At 44.6% G+C, this 17735-nt stretch carries 15 protein-coding genes; 5 read left to right on the top strand and 10 right to left on the bottom strand.

Annotated features, from left to right (window positions below; all coding sequences use genetic code 11):
* Positions 1-161: 161 nt before the first annotated feature.
* Positions 162-1241: a PIN/TRAM domain-containing protein gene (locus QUA80_RS30755; protein WP_333428734.1), complete on the bottom strand. Its 1080-nt coding sequence runs from the start codon at positions 1239-1241 to the stop codon at positions 162-164.
* 376 nt (positions 1242-1617) lie between these two features.
* Between QUA80_RS30755 and hemW the strand changes: the two genes are divergently transcribed.
* The 4 genes from hemW (at position 1618) to QUA80_RS30735 (ending at position 5802) form a co-directional block, all read left to right on the top strand.
* The gene (gene hemW / locus QUA80_RS30750; RefSeq protein ID WP_333428733.1) at positions 1618-2985 is read left to right on the top strand and encodes a radical SAM family heme chaperone HemW; all 1368 of its coding nucleotides are present in this window, start codon (positions 1618-1620) and stop codon (positions 2983-2985) included.
* Between the two features lie 227 nt (positions 2986-3212).
* Positions 3213-3473 (top strand): hypothetical protein, encoded by a 261-nt coding sequence (locus QUA80_RS30745; protein ID WP_333428732.1) that lies wholly within the window; start codon positions 3213-3215, stop codon positions 3471-3473.
* 101 nt (positions 3474-3574) lie between these two features.
* A complete protein-coding gene (locus QUA80_RS30740) occupies positions 3575-3847 on the top strand; it encodes a DUF1830 domain-containing protein (protein WP_333428731.1) in 273 nt (90 codons plus the stop codon).
* A gap of 389 nt (positions 3848-4236) precedes the next feature.
* Positions 4237-5802 (top strand): FAD-binding oxidoreductase, encoded by a 1566-nt coding sequence (locus QUA80_RS30735; RefSeq protein ID WP_333428730.1) that lies wholly within the window; start codon positions 4237-4239, stop codon positions 5800-5802.
* 360 nt (positions 5803-6162) lie between these two features.
* On the opposite strand, the gene QUA80_RS30730 is transcribed toward QUA80_RS30735, so the two are convergent.
* Complete coding sequence (locus tag QUA80_RS30730) at positions 6163-7032, bottom strand: lipid kinase (RefSeq protein ID WP_333428729.1); 870 nt, start codon at positions 7030-7032, stop codon at positions 6163-6165.
* Positions 7033-7256: 224 nt separating this feature from the next.
* Here QUA80_RS30730 and QUA80_RS30725 point away from each other — a divergent pair, with 224 nt between their 5' ends.
* On the top strand, positions 7257-8555 hold the full coding sequence (locus QUA80_RS30725; RefSeq protein WP_333428728.1) for a HEAT repeat domain-containing protein: 1299 nt from the start codon (positions 7257-7259) through the stop codon (positions 8553-8555).
* Between the two features lie 315 nt (positions 8556-8870).
* Here the strand turns inward: QUA80_RS30725 and QUA80_RS30720 are convergent, their stop codons facing one another.
* The 8 genes from QUA80_RS30720 to QUA80_RS30685 form a co-directional block, all read right to left on the bottom strand.
* The gene (locus QUA80_RS30720; protein ID WP_333428727.1) at positions 8871-10007 is read right to left on the bottom strand and encodes an aminotransferase class I/II-fold pyridoxal phosphate-dependent enzyme; all 1137 of its coding nucleotides are present in this window, start codon (positions 10005-10007) and stop codon (positions 8871-8873) included.
* Between the two features lie 165 nt (positions 10008-10172).
* On the bottom strand, positions 10173-11249 hold the full coding sequence (locus QUA80_RS30715; RefSeq protein ID WP_333428726.1) for a GNAT family N-acetyltransferase: 1077 nt from the start codon (positions 11247-11249) through the stop codon (positions 10173-10175).
* A 5-nt stretch (positions 11250-11254) separates the two neighbouring features.
* Positions 11255-12127, bottom strand: a complete 873-nt coding sequence (locus QUA80_RS30710) for a phytanoyl-CoA dioxygenase family protein (RefSeq protein ID WP_333428725.1) — start codon at positions 12125-12127, stop codon at positions 11255-11257.
* 17 nt (positions 12128-12144) lie between these two features.
* Positions 12145-13245, bottom strand: a complete 1101-nt coding sequence (locus tag QUA80_RS30705; RefSeq protein WP_333428724.1) for a DegT/DnrJ/EryC1/StrS aminotransferase family protein — start codon at positions 13243-13245, stop codon at positions 12145-12147.
* Between the two features lie 13 nt (positions 13246-13258).
* A complete protein-coding gene (locus tag QUA80_RS30700) occupies positions 13259-13945 on the bottom strand; it encodes a sugar transferase (protein WP_333428723.1) in 687 nt (228 codons plus the stop codon).
* Positions 13946-14327: 382 nt separating this feature from the next.
* Positions 14328-15341, bottom strand: a complete 1014-nt coding sequence (locus QUA80_RS30695) for an ATP-grasp domain-containing protein (protein WP_333428722.1) — start codon at positions 15339-15341, stop codon at positions 14328-14330.
* An 85-nt stretch (positions 15342-15426) separates the two neighbouring features.
* Positions 15427-16668 (bottom strand): alanine racemase, encoded by a 1242-nt coding sequence (locus tag QUA80_RS30690; protein ID WP_333428721.1) that lies wholly within the window; start codon positions 16666-16668, stop codon positions 15427-15429.
* Positions 16669-16794: 126 nt separating this feature from the next.
* On the bottom strand, positions 16795-17475 hold the full coding sequence (locus QUA80_RS30685; RefSeq protein ID WP_333428720.1) for a sugar transferase: 681 nt from the start codon (positions 17473-17475) through the stop codon (positions 16795-16797).
* Between the last annotated feature and the right edge of the window lie 260 nt (positions 17476-17735).

Raw genomic sequence — 17735 nt, 5'->3', positions numbered from 1 at the left:
ATGGAAAGGTGATGCCGACTTAAACGGCAGTAAGAATATTGCTGCTATTGGGGCTTTCGTAAATAAGCCCGAAGGTTTGAGATTGTTTTGCAATGTGCAAGATCATTTCAGGGCTATTGAAAGCCCACACTGTACCTGTACTCAGGTCAGTGCTGGGTAATTTACACAATAACGGACTCTTGAGGGCGGGCGAATATCATGCGGCCGGCGCTAGTTTGCAGGGCGCTGGTGACTACGACTCGGGCTTCGCCGCCGACGTAACTGCTGCCGGCTTCTACGACAACCATTGTGCCGTCATCCAAGTAACCGATTCCCTGAGAGGGTTCTTTGCCTTCTTTGCGGATTTTTAGTTCGATCGTATCTCCCGGCAAATAAGTCGGGCGCACCGCATGAGTCAAATCGTTGATATTCAAAACCGGCAGTTTTTGGACGGTGGCTACTTTCGACAAGTTGTAATCGTTGGTGAGCAAAATGCCGTCGATATCCAAGGCGAAGCGGACTAATTTCGCATCGACTGTCGGAAGATCTTCGTAGTCAGCCGAGTGAATTTGAATCCGTTCTGGATATGTTTCTTTGATTCGGTTGAGAATATCTAAGCCGCGGCGTCCGCGCACTCGCTTTTGATCGTTGGCGGAATCAGCTATTAGTTGCAGTTCTTGGAGAACGAATTGCGGCACGATAATTTGACCTTCGAGGAAACCTGTTTCTAGCAGGTTTTCAATCCGGCCGTCAATAATGCAGCTAGTATCGACAACTTTGGCACTTGCTGGTTTGAAGGTACCTTCGGCTACCAACACCGTGTCTAAGGTTTTGGGGTTGATCAGCCGCAAGAAAGCGCGGCCGTGGGTGTCGGTCAAACTTACGCCTGTGAAGCCGAACATGACGCTTCCCAAGACTGCGACTAGAGGTTTGATGAAGCCGAACTCGCGGGGAATTGGCAGCAGGAACAGCGGAGCCAGCATTAAGTTCGCTACTAGCAGTCCGATGATTAAGCCGATCGCCCGCGTCAGCAGCATCTCCACCGGCATATCGCGGACTTGTTTTTCCAGCCGGCGGTAGGTTGTTTGAGCCACTAATCCCATCACGAAGCCGATTAATGCTCCAAAGGAACCTAGTACTGAACTTAAACCTTGTATATTTGTCACTTGCTCCAGCAGATTGCTCGGCAGCAGTTCGACTCCGTAATAGCCGATGCCTCCGCCTGCGATTATGAATGAGATAATTATGATTGCGTCTAGCATTAGTTCTAGGTTAATGAATTTATTCACATTATATCTTTGCAGTGCTGATACTTGTTTTCATGCTTTGGTCGGATATCGCTATATTGACTCGGGGATTTTCATAAACTTATATTTCGCGGTTGTAGCGTTTAGGGGATGTGCCAGGGAGGCGCCGGGCATTTACCATACCCTGCCAAAAGCAAGCACTTCTGTGCGAATAGACCGCCCTGCCCGCTCTCCGGGAATTGTGGCAGATCGAAACTGCTACTGGGTTCAACTACAAGAGCCGATCGTTCGCAGCGCTTTTTTGGTAAGAAAATGTCATAATATACATAATTATTCATGATGATTTAATTAAAACTTTAGATTTGAAGTTGCGTTTTCGGCTTGAAATGTAATGAACCATCCCACAGATTATTTAACATTTGAATTAAAAAAAAGTGTGCAAGCGACAAATTCCGGCATTCCCAGTTCTGCTTACCTGCACGTACCTTTTTGTCGCCGCCGCTGTTACTACTGCGATTTTCCGGTTTTTGTGGTGGGCGATCGCAAAAATGGCGAGAATTCCGGCACAATTGTGCAATATGTTGCCGTACTGTGTCAAGAAATTCAAGAAACTAAAAATTTAGGCGCATCTCTGAAAACAGTTTTTTTTGGCGGCGGCACGCCTTCGCTGCTTTCTGTCAGTCAGTTGAGCAATATTTTAGAGACTCTCGACGGCAAATTTGGCATTGCTGCTGGGGCGGAAATTTCTATCGAAATAGACCCGGGTACGTTTACTTTAGAACAGTTGCGGGGATATGCAGCGGCGGGAGTAAATAGAGTTAGTTTGGGAGTGCAAGCTTTTCAGGATGAATTGCTGCAAGCTTGCGGGCGATCGCACTCAGTCGCGGAAATTTTTGAAGCTGTGGAAATAGTGCGATCGGCTGGTATTGTCAATTTCAGTTTAGACCTGATTTCGGGACTGCCGCACCAAACTTTAGAACAGTGGGAAGCTTCCCTGAAATCGGCGGTGGAAATTAGCCCGACTCACGTGTCGAGTTACGACTTAATTGTTGAGCGGGGAACTGCTTTCGGGCGCTACTTTCAAGCAGGCGCGCAGCCGCTGCCAGCAGATGAAACCGCTGCTGGAATGTACCGTTTGGCGCGGGAAATTCTGACTGGTGCTGGCTACGAACATTACGAAATTTCTAATTACGCTCGCGATGGCTATCAGTGCCACCACAACCGCGTTTATTGGGAAAATCGCCCTTATTACGGCTTGGGCATGGGGGCGGCGAGTTACGTGGAAGGCCGGAGGTTGACCAGGCCTCGCAAAACTCAAGAATATTATCAGTGGGTGCGATCGATCTCTCGCCTCAATTCCCCTGCTACCCCAAAACTTGGAGGGGAAACCCAGCCGGATATTTACCCAGCAATTGAGCAAAATTTTCAAGTCTCAGAAAATGACGTTTTGTTAGAAACCCTGATGCTAGGCTTGCGTTTAGCAGAAGGAGTTAGCCTGTCGCGGCTGACTGAAAAGTTTACTCAACAAACGGTTGATAAAATTTGGCGTTGTTTGCAGCCCTACTGGCGGCAAGGATGGGTGGAAATTATGACGGAGGATAGGACGATTCCCTACGGGATAGCTCCGCTTCACGCAACTTTAGGCCAGGCCGCGAAACTGCCGCTTTCGGGAAATTTGAGGTTAAGCGATCCCGAAGGTTTTTTATTTTCTAATACAATTTTAGCCGATTTGTTTAGCAAGTTAGGCGAGGATAATTAGCTCTGTCTGAGGAAGTATACCCCCTGGCAAGCGCGATCGGCAGTAAAGCCGGGGCAGCCAATGCGATGGAAGAAAATTCAATTGCTCCCTAGCTCGATTGTGTCAAAAATAATATATTTTATATCGATCCCTAAACAAAACTTAAAGGCGAACTAAGCCTTGAGATAGACGCAAGGACTTAGATCCGGCTGTCATACTTAAGAGCGAAGATTTAAAAAATAGCTTAAATGAAAACTCTGACTATAGAACGTAACAACATCCACAGAAATCCGAATCTGGCAATTAGCAAACCAGGCTGCAATTCTACTTCTAAGTGTACTTTTTGCGGTCACTACAAACTGCAAAGAGGTTCAGTCGGCCACTGTCAATTGTTGAACGCACCTGTTCGGGGAGCATGGAAATCTTGCGCTTTAGCCATGTCGCCTTTTGCACCTTCTTGGGAACAGGTGGAATGCGCCAATGTTTCCTCGGGATCATTTATTAATTAACAAAAAAATGTTGAATAAATTTTGTTGTAACTGGTAATATGCTATATTGAGCTTATGCCAGTAGTCGATGAAGCGCACAATTTCACCAACAAGTTAAAAACATGAATTTTACAATGAATCAGGTAATTTCCGAACGTGAGGCGCGCATTTTGTGTTGGTATCTTAATAATACTAACCAAGTGCAAATTGCTCGGATTACTAATATTCCTAATTGGTATTTTGAGCGGACGGTTTTTCCGGGAGAGCGTTTTTTGTTTGAAGCGTTGCCGGAAGCTCAGTTAGAAGTTTGCAGGAGTGCGGAGACGGGTGCTATTGTGTGCGAGCGAATTTTGTGCGATCGGCTGCGAGTTGAAGAATTAAGCAAAGCTGATTGAAGATAATTCTCCCGACTGACCAACGAGAAACCCGGTTTTTTCAGAAACCGGGTTTCTCTGTGTGATGATAAAAACTCAGTTGGCTTGCACACTTGCGACATGACAAAGCCCATGTCTTCGTATATTTCTCGTTACTAAGCCCAAAATTCGTATAAACTCACATCTTGCACCATTCTCGCTCGCGCAGGCTTTCCGGCCCCTTCCGCGAAGAGTAGATTTTCTCGCGGAACGGGCCGGAAAGCCTGTTCCTAAAAAGCTTATTGATAATTGTGCAACATCTTAGTATAAACCCAGTTTCTCGCCACCCCATGCGTCAGTTCTGAAACTGTCGGAAGTGTAGATGTAAGCTAAATTAGATAAAATCCACCACTCTTCAATATTAAAACCCGATGTCCCTCACCGAACAAATCCTCTCCCAACTGCCAGGAGACGCCCTGGGAGGCCTGAGAAAAGTCGATCGACTCTGGGAAAACCTCAAACAAAACACCGCACCAGTACCCCAAGCAGTCAAGCACAGCCAACAACCCCTCGAAACCCTCGACTTCGACATAGTTATCGGTGGCGGAACCCTAGGAATATTAATCGGTACAGCCTTAGTCCTGCGGGGTTGGCGAGTAGCCTTGCTCGAACGCGGTATCCTGCGAGGACGCGAGCAAGAATGGAACATTTCTCGCAAAGAATTAGACGCATTCTTAGAACTAAATCTGCTATCTGTTGCAGAGATAGAAAAAGCGATCGCCACCGAATACAACCCAGCCCGCATCAGCTTTGCCAACACCCCAGATATCTGGATTTCTGGCGTACTAAACATCGGAATAGATCCAGTTTACCTCCTAGAAACCCTCAAACAGCGATTCCTCAAAGCTGGAGGCAAACTATTTGAAAATACACCATTTAAAACAGCAACCATTTACCCGGATGGAGTCTTGGTAGAATCGGCAAGTACCGACGAAAAAGCTGCTACAAAAATATTTAAAACCAGATTATTTTTAGATGTAATGGGACATTTTTCCCCCATTGTCCGCCAAGCTAGACAAGGCAAAAAACCCGACGCCGTATGTTTAGTAGTCGGCAGTTGCGCTCGAGGATACCCCAAAAACGACACTGGCGACATATTTGCATCCTTCACCCCAATGGAAAATCAGTGCCAATATTTTTGGGAAGCATTTCCAGCCAGAGACGGCCGCACCACCTACTTATTTACCTACATAGACGCCGACACAGAAAGATTCAGTCTAGAAACATTATTTGAAGAGTATTTGCGCTTGCTTCCCCAATATCAAAACGTCGAACTCGAACAGTTAAAATTCCAAAGAGCACTCTACGGATTCTTCCCCTGCTATCGCCAAAGTCCTCTAAAAACCCCTTGGAATCGCATACTCCCAGTCGGAGACAGCAGCGGTAGCCAATCTCCCCTCAGCTTCGGCGGTTTCGGGGCAATGGTGCGCCACCTCAAACGATTGACTCTAGGAATTGACGAAGCTTTGACAAGCGACAGTCTAGACAAAAATTCCCTAGCACTTTTGCAACCCTACCAGCCGAATCTATCAGTTACCTGGTTGTTTCAGCGTTCGATGAGTGCTGCGATGAATCAAAAAATAGACCCCAATCAAATCAATCAACTTTTGGCGGCAGTCTTTCAGGTAATGGAAGAGTTGGGAGAACCGGTACTCAAACCCTTTCTTCAGGATATCGTGCTGTTTCCGGCTTTGTCAAAAACCCTGTTTAAAACAGCAATTAGCCATCCCGGATTAGTTATAAAAATTATCCCGCAGGTTGGAATAGCTAATTTGCTCGATTGGATGGTTCATTATGTGAATTTAGGACTTTATACGGGATTGCAGCCTTTGGGGAAAGCCGTAGAACCGCAGGTAAAAAATTTAGCGCCGAGACAGCAATACTATTTGCACCGATTAGTTGAAGCGTGGCAATACGGCGCGGGAGGCGATTATTAAGTGATTAATTGTGGCACGGGCATCTTGCCCCTGGCGAATATATGAACAGGCTTTCCGGCCTGTTCCACAACACAACAAGATAATTTATTGATTCATTAATTGTGGCACGGGCATCTTGCCCGTGGCTAGTATATGAACAGGCTTTCCGGCCTGTTCCACAACACAATATAATTGATTAATTAATTAATTAATTGTGGCACGGGCATCTTGCCCGTGGCTAGTATATGAATAGGTAAGATGCCTGTTCCACAACACAAGATAATTTATTGATTCATTAATTGTGGCACGGGCATCTTGCCCGTGGCTAGTATATGAACAGGCCGGAAAGCCTGTTCACAACATAATGATATAAATCATGAGTTATGAAGGAGCTATAACTGCTAAAGCTTGGGGAATCACTCGGAATTTTGCAGGCGTGTGAGTTGTGATTTCACCGTCGGTATTAATCGGACGGCGTTTGCTAGTATTAACCTCAAATTCTTGAGCGTGCAAGGCGCGAACGTTAGGCCAACTCGTATGGTTTCCTTGCCTCATGGCCGGCAGCAAAGCAATGATTTCCCACCATTTTTTTATTTCCAAACTGTACAAATCCAGTCGCCTGTCGTCGATTGTGGCATCCTCGGCAACTGTCATGCCACCGCCATAATAGCGACCGTTGCCAATGGCAATTTGAATAGTTTTAACATGAAAAGATTGGTTGTCAACCCTAATTTCTGCTCGGAACGGTCGCGCTGACAAAATTGTCTGCAAAGCAGTAAAAGCATAAGCTAAAACTCCCCAGCGCTGCTTTACGTCTTTAGTCAGCCGCTGGGTAATTTCCACGCTCAATCCCAAACTCGCAACATTAAAAAAATGCTTGCCGTTAACCCAACCCAAGTCTATTAGCCGAACTTTACCGCTGGCAATTACTTGACAAGCTGCGGATAAAGCTGTAGGAATTTTCAGAGTGCGGGCTAGGTCGTTAGCAGTTCCCATCGGCAAAATACCCAAGGGTAACTTGGTGTCTATCAAACCTTCTATGGCGGCGTTGAGAGTGCCGTCGCCACCGCCGATTATTACTAATTCAACTCGATTTTGGTAGCGGCGAATTGTGTCGGGAAGTTCGCGGGCGCGCTCCGTAGATTCTACAATTAACTCAAAACCCCATGCTTCTAATTCTACAGTGGCTTGAGATAATAGCTTTTGCCCTTTTCGGGAGTGCTGGTTTACTAAAAGTAGAGCTTTCTTCATTTGTTGATTTTTAATGGGGAATATTGAGTGTTTTTAATTACCAAAAGTATAGCTTGATGGCTTAACTTTATGAAATTAATGCTTTAGTTCTATTTTACCGATTATGATGGATTGACAAAAATGTCAAAAAAGGGATAATTGTAGCCAAAGATTCCTAAAAAGTACCTCGGGCTCTGGGCTAGCAGCAAACAATCTCGCTTCTCGATCGAACTTAATTTAAAATCATGTATAATATTTTACAAAAAGCGCAAGTCGCTGCCGATCGCCAAAACTGGCCTGGGATAGTCGAATGCTTGCAGCAACTGACAGCCAAGGGCAGCAAGCCGCAGGAAAAACACATTTTAGAGCAAGCTGTCAGTTTAGCAATACAAGCCTTGGAATGGGGAGATTTTCAAGACCGCTGGGAAATTTCTAAAGTATTGCCAAATCTGGGAAATGGCGCGATCGCACCTTTAATTGCCGTGCTCGAAGACGAAGACGCTGACACCGAATCCCGGTGGTTCGCCGCCCGCATTCTCGGAAAGTTCGATCGCCCGGAAGTGATTCAAGCTTTAGTAGAATTGGTCAAAAATTCCGACGAAGAATTGAGCCAAATCGCTGCCGAAACCCTAGGGAATTTGGGCCTGACAGCAATAGAATCCCTAGCAACTCTCTTGCAGCAACAAGACTCGCGACAGTTTGCCACAGCAGCACTCGCCCAAATTCGGCGCACCGAAACCATTCCACCGCTGTTGAGCGTAGTCGGAGACTCTCAAGTTGCGGTGCGGGCCCACGCAATCGAGGCCCTGAGCAGCTTTCACGATTCCCGCATCCCGCCGGTACTGGTAGCAGCACTCAAAGATCCGGCAACAGCAGTCAGAAAAGAAGCCGTGCGAGCTCTCGGTGTGCGCGCCTATTTAGATGCAGAATTCGATTTAGTTAACTTGCTCAAACCTTTGCTTTCGGACATTCGATTAGAAGTTTGTCAGCAAGCGGCGATCGCGATCGGGCGAGTGAAAACCGATGCTGCTGCGGCTGCTTTATTTGAATTGCTGCGATCGCCCACAACTCCGGTTGAATTGCAAATCGAAACTGTGCGCGCCCTAAGCTGGAGCGAAACCGCAGTCGCTTTAGAATATTTGCAGCAAACCTTAATTGCCGAATTAACTAACACAAACTTTCCTATTTGTCAAGAGATTATCGCTGTTTTAGGGCGAGTGGAAAAGCCGGAATTAAAAGTCAAAGCCGCAGAAATTATGCTCGATTTACTCGAAAGCAATCATCCCGCCGTGCAGTCCGTAGCAATCAAACAATCTTTAGCTTTAGGGTTAGGGCAATTAGGAGATATTAGAGCGCTAGATGTGCTGATTCAACTGTTAGCAGATGCCGACACAAGCATCAGGCTGCACTCCACGGCTGCGCTAAAACAGCTAAATGCGATCGAGGCCAGACAGCAATTAGAAAGTTTAGTTAAGCAAGAGAGTCTCGAACCAAGATTAAAACAGGGAATTGCGATCGCCCTGCAAGAATGGCCGGAGAATTAATCAACAGACAGAATACCCAAACTCCCAACTTCTTAAAGAAGTCAGGACTCTAATAGCGATCGCCTCTTTCTTCTTCCTGACCGAGACAATTTTAGATTTTAGATTTTGGATTTTAGATTAAAATCTAAATCTAGAATCTAAAATAAAGGTTTCAAGCCTCTCCGTTCACGGAGAATCAAATAAAAAAATCAATTTTCAAGCCTCTTCTTTACAAGGAGAGGTTAATCCAAAATCGTAAATCTAAAATCTAAAATCGAGTGACCTCCGTTACATTTTTTACAAACAAAATCCGTAGCCGAACTTCCTTCGGCTATATCATCGATTTTCTTTGTGAATTTGAGCGATCGCACTTGTCACCCGCTCTAAATCTTCATCAGTTAAATTAGAGCCAGAAGGCAAGCAAAGCCCGTACTCAAACAACTCTTGGGCCACGGCACCGCCCGTACATTCGCAATCAGCAAATACTGGCTGTAAGTGTAAAGGTTTCCAAACCGGACGCGCTTCTATTTTCTCTCGAGCAAGCCCTAGGCGAACTTGTTCTCTATCTGCACCGAAAGCGGCAGGATCGATCGTCAAACAAGTCAGCCAGCGAGTAGCTTTTCCAAAAGCAGCTTCCGGCATAAATTCAATTCCCGGCAAGTTTCCTAAAGCTTGTTTGTAAAATTCAAAATTGCGCCGTCTCGCTTCAACTCGCTCCTCCAAAACCCGTAATTGACCGCGACCTATTCCCGCCAAAACATTGCTGAGACGGTAATTGTAGCCGATTTCTGAATGTTGGTAATGAGGAGCGGCGTCGCGGGCTTGTGTTGCCAAAAACCGAGCTTTTTCTACCAGTTTTTGGTCGTCGGAAACTAACATTCCGCCGCCGGAAGTGGTGATAATTTTATTGCCGTTGAATGAGAAAATGCCGATTTTACCAAAGGTTCCAGGCGATCTATTTTTGTAGCTAGCCCCTAGAGATTCGGCCGCATCTTCTATTAGCGGAATTTCATAAGCATTGCAAGCTTCCAGAATTGGGTCGATATCGCAACTTTGACCGTAGAGGTGTACGATAACCACAGCTTTGGGTAATTTACCAATTTTTGCTCGTTTGTCAAGCGCTTCTCGGAACAAGTCGGGGTTGAGATTCCAAGAAGTGCGATCGCTATCGATAAAAACAGGTTTTGCGCCAAGATAAGTAATCGGCGTCGCAGTCGCAATAAAAGTCAGAGTCGAGCAAAAAACCTCATCTCCCGAACCGACACCAATCAATTGTAAAGCCAAATGCAAAGCTGCGGTACCGGAACTAACAGCCGCTGCGTGTTTAGCGCCAACTACTTCGCAGAATTCTTGCTCGAAAGCGTCTACATGGGGACCGACGGGGGCGATCCAGTTAGTATCAAAGGCTTCTTTGACGAACTCCTGTTCGAGAGAACCCATGTGAGGTGTTGATAGGAGAATTTGTTTGACCATGACTTCTAACCAGGCTTATTTACTATAGCAATCCTAAATGATTTGTGTAATTATTGTAGGGGCAAACCCCCTGTGGTTGCCCCGATGCAGGCTGGGGTAGGCACTCTTAGCACTACCCCTACATATTTTTACAACTGATGCGAGGATTGCTATACGAGCTTGCTGTTACGGTAAAGCACGATAGGCAGGGAAAAACCCTGAATTGAGCAGTGTTGCAGAATCCGCTTCTAAAGCGCTTGCCCGCAATTCTACCAGATGATGATATTTTTCTTCATCTGTAATCAGACGCATTGTAAAAAAAAGATGCCTTTGTTGAGAAAACCCAGACTTGAATATATAGAGACTATCTTGATTCGATCCTCCCACACCACCTCCCATGTGAAAAAATTCATTGCCTCGTTCTTGAGACCAGTATCTGCCGTAATCAAATACTAAACTAAAAGGAGACTCGCTCAAAAATTCGGTTTTGCTTCCACCGAGGTGAGCCTGAACTATCCCACCGCATTCCAGAAACAAGCAAGCACTGGCAATTCGATCTTCCTTTTCTACAAGGCATAAATGAATGGCGTCGCCTAATTTTGATAAATCTTCAAAATAACTGCGTCCAAAATAATAAGATTGACTGGCTTCAACGCGCCCCATAGTCTCTTCATAAATTGCCATAAATTCATTGATATATTCTAAATAAGGGACTATTCTTGTAGTCAACCCCAATCGCTTGCACTTATTAATTGTACTTTTATGACCTTTTCTAGTACGCGATTTAATTTGAGCAGCAGAAAGTTTTAAATCAACGGATACCGTGATGCCGTTGTCAGTGACAGTACCGGGTCTAAGTATTTGATTTATGTTGTCGTTGAGGATGGGATGAAGCCGAAAAAAAGCGGAACATATATTCTTGCTTCTGAATGTCCGCTTCAACTCATCGATCGCCGAATCTGGAAACCCAGGCGTGCTAGCTGCTGCCTCACTTAATAAAATTCCGGGATACCCGTAGGGCGACACCGCATCAAAAATTTCCTGTGCGGTTGATTTTGTGGGCAGTATATCATCGCATTGACGCAGCAAATAAGGCAGGAAAAATATCTTTTCGCCATCAACCATTAAAAAAGCTTCAGGAGTTGTCTTGGTTCTTTTTGCTTCTGCCAACACATACTCAGGCAAATGGTAGGTATCGTGGCGCACTTTTTGCAAGGTTTCCCGCCACAATGGGTTTAATAAATCAATAATTTGAACGTTCATTGGTCTTACTCCGACCACACAATGGGAAATATGGCCGGATCGCTGAAATCAGGATCGCCGTTGGGCAATTTACGGCACAAAAGTTCGTTAGGAATGTGAATTTCTTCTCCTTTTTGGTTCCTAAAAGACCGATATTGATTGGCTTCGTCCTGCAGGTGGATTGCCATTGCCAAGCGGAAGACATTGCTGGTGTTGGGGTAGCTGCCGTGAATTGTCCAACAGTGATGAAAGCTGATTTGACCTTTCTTTAATATCATTGGCAATTTAACGATTTTTCGTCCTTCCTGGCGAAATTTATCTTCAATTTCTTCGAGGTTTGGATTGTTGAAGGACCGCATATTTCCGAGTCCCGGCCACTTGTTGCTACCGTCGAAAACGGCGATCGGCCCCAGAGACTCATCGCAGTCTTGGAAAGGTATCCAAGCGGTCAGCAAGTTGTCGGAGGTACAGGTAGACCAGTAAGCGCGATCGACGTGCCAGCCGATGGTGGTTTTGGTACTTTTGGGCGGTTTGCAGATGATTTGGTCGTCTAGAATGCGAATTTGTTTGGTTCTGGCGAGTCGTGCGGCGATCGCGCCAATAATTGGCTGAAGGGCAAATTTTCGCAGCAGCTTGCTTTGCAAGGAAATGAATTCGTTGTTGCGCGTAACGTCCCCATCTTCCGGCTTCCAGTTGCAGTATCCGCCACTGAGGGGAAGTACCGCATCTCGTTCTCCCCGGTAGAACTTTTCACAGCCAAGAATTCCCTCTTCAATCATTTCATCGGGGATGACTTTTTTTGAGATGTACCAGCCGTGTTCTTCGTAAAAAGCAACATCTTCTTCTGTGGGTAAAAGAGCTATCTGTTCTGCGGTCAGATGTTGGGTAAAAGTCTCCATTTTGGATTAACTCCTGACTAATAACTAGCGCTTGGTTGCAGTTGGGAAAATTCAGCTAATTTTGCTGCTAGTTGGGTAATATCTTTGTAGGAATAACGATGATCTGTGGGAACAGTCAGCAGGCGATTTGATAAATCGAATGCCTTCGGATCGTTACCAGACAATTGGTCTGGCGGTTGAGGCCAATGAACGGGAGCGAAAATGTTTTTACTTATCAAAAATCGGCGCAATTCTTCCCTAATTTGCTGATTTTTACAGAGTAAGATGCTATTAAATGGAACCGATCCGGAAGACCAATTTGTAAATAGAGGTTGGTAATTTTCCTGTTGATTTTTTAATAGCATATCTAAAAAATCTTTGACGTTGGTTGCCCGCTGTTCCCTCATTTTGGAAATCTTTAAACTTAAGAGTACATTGTTTGTGAGGGTGGAAATAGACCGATCGCCATCGTTGATTAGATGCTCCTCTCCTTCCATTTGCAGGATTCGATAGCTATCTTTGGAAATATCCGCACCCATCAAATACGCTCGCTTTAGCAGCATAGCGGTGAGTTTTTGGGCGGCTGCAGGTGATTCCGGTTTAGAAGGTCGAGGCAGTTCCATTTTTTGCCCAGACCAAATCATCGCTCCGTCTGGAATCGGCAGTGTTTTACGCAGCGATGCCATTGCGAAATGAGCGGTAGTTTGCTGCGCCCAAAGCGAGAAAGGATCGTGGCTGTGGTCTTCAATTAAGATAATATCTTGATTTTGAGTCAGCCAATCTTGCCAAGGTTTTCCTTCTTTGACCCCAAACAAATTAACTGCCAATACTAAATCACCCGGCAACGGGCGAAGGGAGTTAAAATCTGGGACTGGTTCTGCGGGGAAATCGCGATACCAACAAAGCTCGAAAACTTTACTGATTTTGGCTGCAACTTCCATACAGTAATATGTCGGTAAATGCAGCCTTAATCGACCTTCGCGAGATCCTTTCAAAAAACGCTCAATAGCCAAGAGAATACCCGTAGCTGTGGAAAATAGTTCGTATTTTTCGGGGAATAAATTTTCCGATGATGATGGTGGTATCAAGGCATCATCCGACCAATGAAATTCTGAGCCTAATTCCCATCTGGCTATCATTGATTGTAATACCTCATTGATTACCTTTAAACTCTTCACCGGTAGCCTGGCCTGCTTGACTAATTTCTTTTTGCCTTAACACTTTCCACACTGTTAGGAAAAGTATTTTTAAATCTAATGACAGGCTCCAATTATCGACATACCAAACATCTAGCCTGAATTTCTCCGGCCAATTTCCATCTAGAAGTCGGCGACCATTTACCTGGGCCCAACCGGTGATTCCGGGCATAACATCGTGGCGGCGTGCTTGTTCGGGACTGTAGCGTTCTAGATATCGTACTAATAAGGGGCGAGGTCCAACAAAGCTCATGTCGCCTTTGAGAACGTTCAATAGTTGTGGAAGTTCGTCCAGACTTGTTTTGCGAAGAAATTGACCGAGGGGTATGAGACGCTGTTCGTCGGGCAGCAAATTGCCATCAGCGTCGCAATCGCTTGTCATAGTGCGAAACTTGTAGAAATTGAAAACCCTACCGTTTTTACCGGGACGGGGTTGGCAGAAAAATATGGGCCCGCCCATGCGGATGTAAATGGCGATCGCAACTATTAATATTACGGGAGAGAACACCAAAAGGGCGATCGCTGCACATAATCTATCTAATACCCACTTAACCAATTGGCTGGCTTTTTTGGGATTTACTCGTTGATTAAGTTGCGATATTTGTGAGTTTGATTTGATCGGTAGTAATGCGTAAATACTCATGATTATACACCCCAACAGTAATTTACTGTACTTCCCTGATTCTTGCAGGATCGGGGTTTACACGGTAATGGAGACTGTCAGCTTTACAGAAACTTTAAATAACTTCGGTATTTTATGAAGCTTTTGTGAACCTCTGGTTGGGGCGATCGCTTACTTTTACATAACTTTAAAAATTGACAATTGTGTAATATCTGAAAACACGACACTGCCGTGTCCCGACCCTGTGGTGTACTAGAATTTACTGCTTGCAAACAAAGTCAAGCATCTACATGGGGGCAAACAGGAGCGATCCAGTGGGTATCAAAGGCTTCTTTGACGAACTCCTGTTCCAGTGAAGCCATGTGAGGTGTTGATAGGAGAATTTGTTCGATCGTTACTTGCCCTATTGCGGAACAGTAACAAGCCGATCGCACTTTGAACTTTTTATATTTCCTTCAACCCTGAGCCAACTTTCATTAGGCTTCTCTCCCTTGGCCCAAGCTATTAACGCTGCCGGAATATTTGCCCCTGCCATCTGGGAAAATGGGTATCCACCACCAAAACGCGGGTTTAATTCTAACACGCATAAACCTTTTTGTCCCACCATTACATCGCAGTCCAGGTTGCCGATATGGCCCAATTTTTTGCCAATTTTCGCACCTAACTGTTTAATTTCTTCATTTTCGACCGTCACAGCCCGATCGGTTTCTCCGGCTCGCATGGTCAGCTTGCGCTTGACAAAAGTCGTAATATACGATCCTTCTAAGTTATTGATAATGTCAAGACCGTGTTCTTGTCCGATTAGCCGCTCTTGAATTAAGATACACCGCTCCGAGTCGGAGGAACTTACTTCTGCTAAGAACGATCTCATCAGCGATTTTTTAACAAAGCGATAAGCTAATTCTAATTCTTCATCATCTTCGGGATATTCAATCCCAATTGATGCACTACCCCAGCGGGGTTTAACTACTAAAGGAAAAGATATTTCTCCTTCGGCTATTGCTTGCCTTGCTTCCTCCAAACAAAGATAAGTTTTTGGAGCAGGAATGCCTAGTTTTTGTAAGAATTGAAATGTCGCGAACTTGTCAAAACAAATATCGATCACTTCTGGAGATGAAACAACAGGGATTGTGCCTATTTCCTGAAAGCGATCGCGTTGTTTTGCTAAGTAAGGCAATTCTATATCGTTCAGCGGTATCAGCAACCGCACTTGATTTTGCTGACATATATCCAGCAACTTATCGAAATAATCGCTATGATTTATCGGGGGTAACAAAAAACTTTCATCAGCTTCTTGTAATGTCGGTGCTTCCAAAGTAGCATCACCCGCAAATACTTTTCCTCCATTTCCTAATGCTTCTTGGAAGAATTTCAACAGATAGTTGCGGCGTCCCGCACAAGTCAAGATTACATTCATATTTTCGATGGTTTGCGAACAGCAGATGAAATTTTGAACTTGCAGTTTCCCGCACAAGTCAAGAGTACGTTGATTCTTGTGCTGCTTACATCACATAAGTAGAGAACACATCCTGAGAAGTTTCTCGCCGTCTGATTAGTGTATACTCGTTCTGGATGGAGTCATAGCTAATTATGGGCGGATTCGGGCGGATAAATGGTGGTTTGAAGACTACAGTATAAGCACCCATATTCTCAACAACTGCATAATCTCCTATACCTATTTTCCCGGAATATTCCTTGTACAAACAATCGTGTTCCATACAAGTATATCCGACGATATCTACTTTTCCGGCAAGTTTTCGGCGATCGCCATTTTCGTCGTTTCCGTAAACTCGCAAAGACAAAGTTTTATCAGTCCCGGTTGGTTTTACGTTGTGAATGCTACCAACTACGAGGGCAATTTGGCGCGATCGCACTGTTTTTAAACCCACAACTTTGGTCGCAAAATTCAACACATCGGACACAATAGCTACACCCGGTTCAATAATCAATTCCGGCCCAGAGTTATCTGGATATCTACTTTTTAATTGCGGCGCAACTGCTTCTGCATATTCCTGATAGTTGGGAATATAGCCATCAAATTGACTCTTTAAATCATCTGTCATTTTTCCGTAAAAACCGCCACCTATATCGATAAATCTCGGTTGTTTATCCTTGAAATAATAATCGGTTAATTCAATAATTTTATGAGTACGGCGAGCGAAGGATTCGGTACTTCTTGCCGCGGTGGAAATGTGGCAGTGGAGTCCTTCGATCTCACAATTATTTAATGCTGTCAATCTTTTAAAAGCACGATCTAGTTCGCCTCCTGCTACATCAAAGCCAAATCGAGATATGCGAGTGGTGTCAATCTCGAAATTACATCTCAATCCCACCGCTATTTTTTGTTCTGGTAATCTTTCGGCCAAAGCTTCGACCATTTCTACTTCTTCTAAGCAGTCCAAATTGACTATAGAACCAGCCAAAATAGCTTTTTCCAGGTCTTCTTGTTGCTTCAGTGGGCCATTGAAAATGATTCTAGTTGGCGGTACGCCGATCGCGATCGCTAAATCATACTCCATTTGGGAGACTACTTCGGCATATCCTCCCATAGAATGCACGGTTTGGCATAACTTGGGAATGTAATTAGTTTTGTAAGAATAACCCAGGTTGGTATTGGGATAAATTGAGCGAAAACCCTGGAGAAATTCTTTATAGTTATTTTCAAATTGTCTGAGATCCAAAATGAAAAAAGAATCCCCGTATTCTTTTTCTAACTTGTGAAGCGTTTGCCAAGACAGTGCCATTTTTCCATCCTTATACTGCTAAAAATTGATGAGAAAACGATGAACTTTTACTTGTGCAGGATGAGTTAGATGCAATTTATTTTACCCCAGCAAATTATATTGTATAACCAACCATACTAACGATTGTCAATTATTGCCATTGAAATCTTCCACTGTGGCATGATTGGCTTGGCTGATACCCTCTCTTTTAACTACTTTCCAGACTGTGAGGAAAAGTATTTTCAGGTCAAGCCACAAACTCCAATTATCCACATACCAAACATCCAAGTTGAATTTTTCTCGCCAAGAAATTGTATTGCGCCCGTTAATTTGCGCCCACCCTGTAATTCCCGGCATCACGTCATGGCGGCGTGCTTGTTCGGGACTGTAACGCTGTAGATATTCGACCATTAAAGGACGGGGCCCCACAAAACTCATATCACCCTTAAGAACATTCCAAAGTTGGGGTAGTTCATCTAAACTGGTTTTCCGCAAAAATTGACCGATCGCAGTCAGGCGTTTTTCATCACTTAAAAGATTGCCATCGGCGTCGCAATCGCTCGTCATCGTGCGAAACTTGTAGAATCGGAAAACTTCGCCGTTTTGGCCCGGCCGCGGTTGGGTAAAGACAATTGGGCTACCCATGCGAATGTAAATGGCGATCGCCACTATTAATATCGCGGGAGAGAAAACCAAAAGGGCGATCGCTGCACACAATCTATCTAATACCCACTTAACCAAGTGGCTGACTTTTTTGGGATTTACTCGTTGATTAAGTTGCGATATTTGCGAGTCTGATTTGATCTGTAGTAATTCGTAAATACTCATGATTCGGCACCCCAAATGCAATTTAGTGTACTTCCCTGATTCTTGCAGGATCGGGGTTTATACCGTAATCAATCCTGTCAGCTTTACAGAAAATTTAAATAACTTCGGTGTTTTATGAAGCTTTTGTGAACCTCTGGTTGGGGCGATCGCTTACTTTTACAGCAATAGTTCCATTGGTAACAATTTAACCCACATTCCGCAGATATTCGATCGAACTTAATTTCAAAGAGATTCAGAATTATCAAACCCTCAAATGATTA

It is taken from the genome of Microcoleus sp. F4-D5, assembly GCF_036704885.1.
Classification (GTDB): domain Bacteria; phylum Cyanobacteriota; class Cyanobacteriia; order Cyanobacteriales; family Microcoleaceae; genus Microcoleus.
Note: the sequence above shows the minus strand (reverse complement) of the source record. Positions and strands in the feature narration are given on the sequence as shown.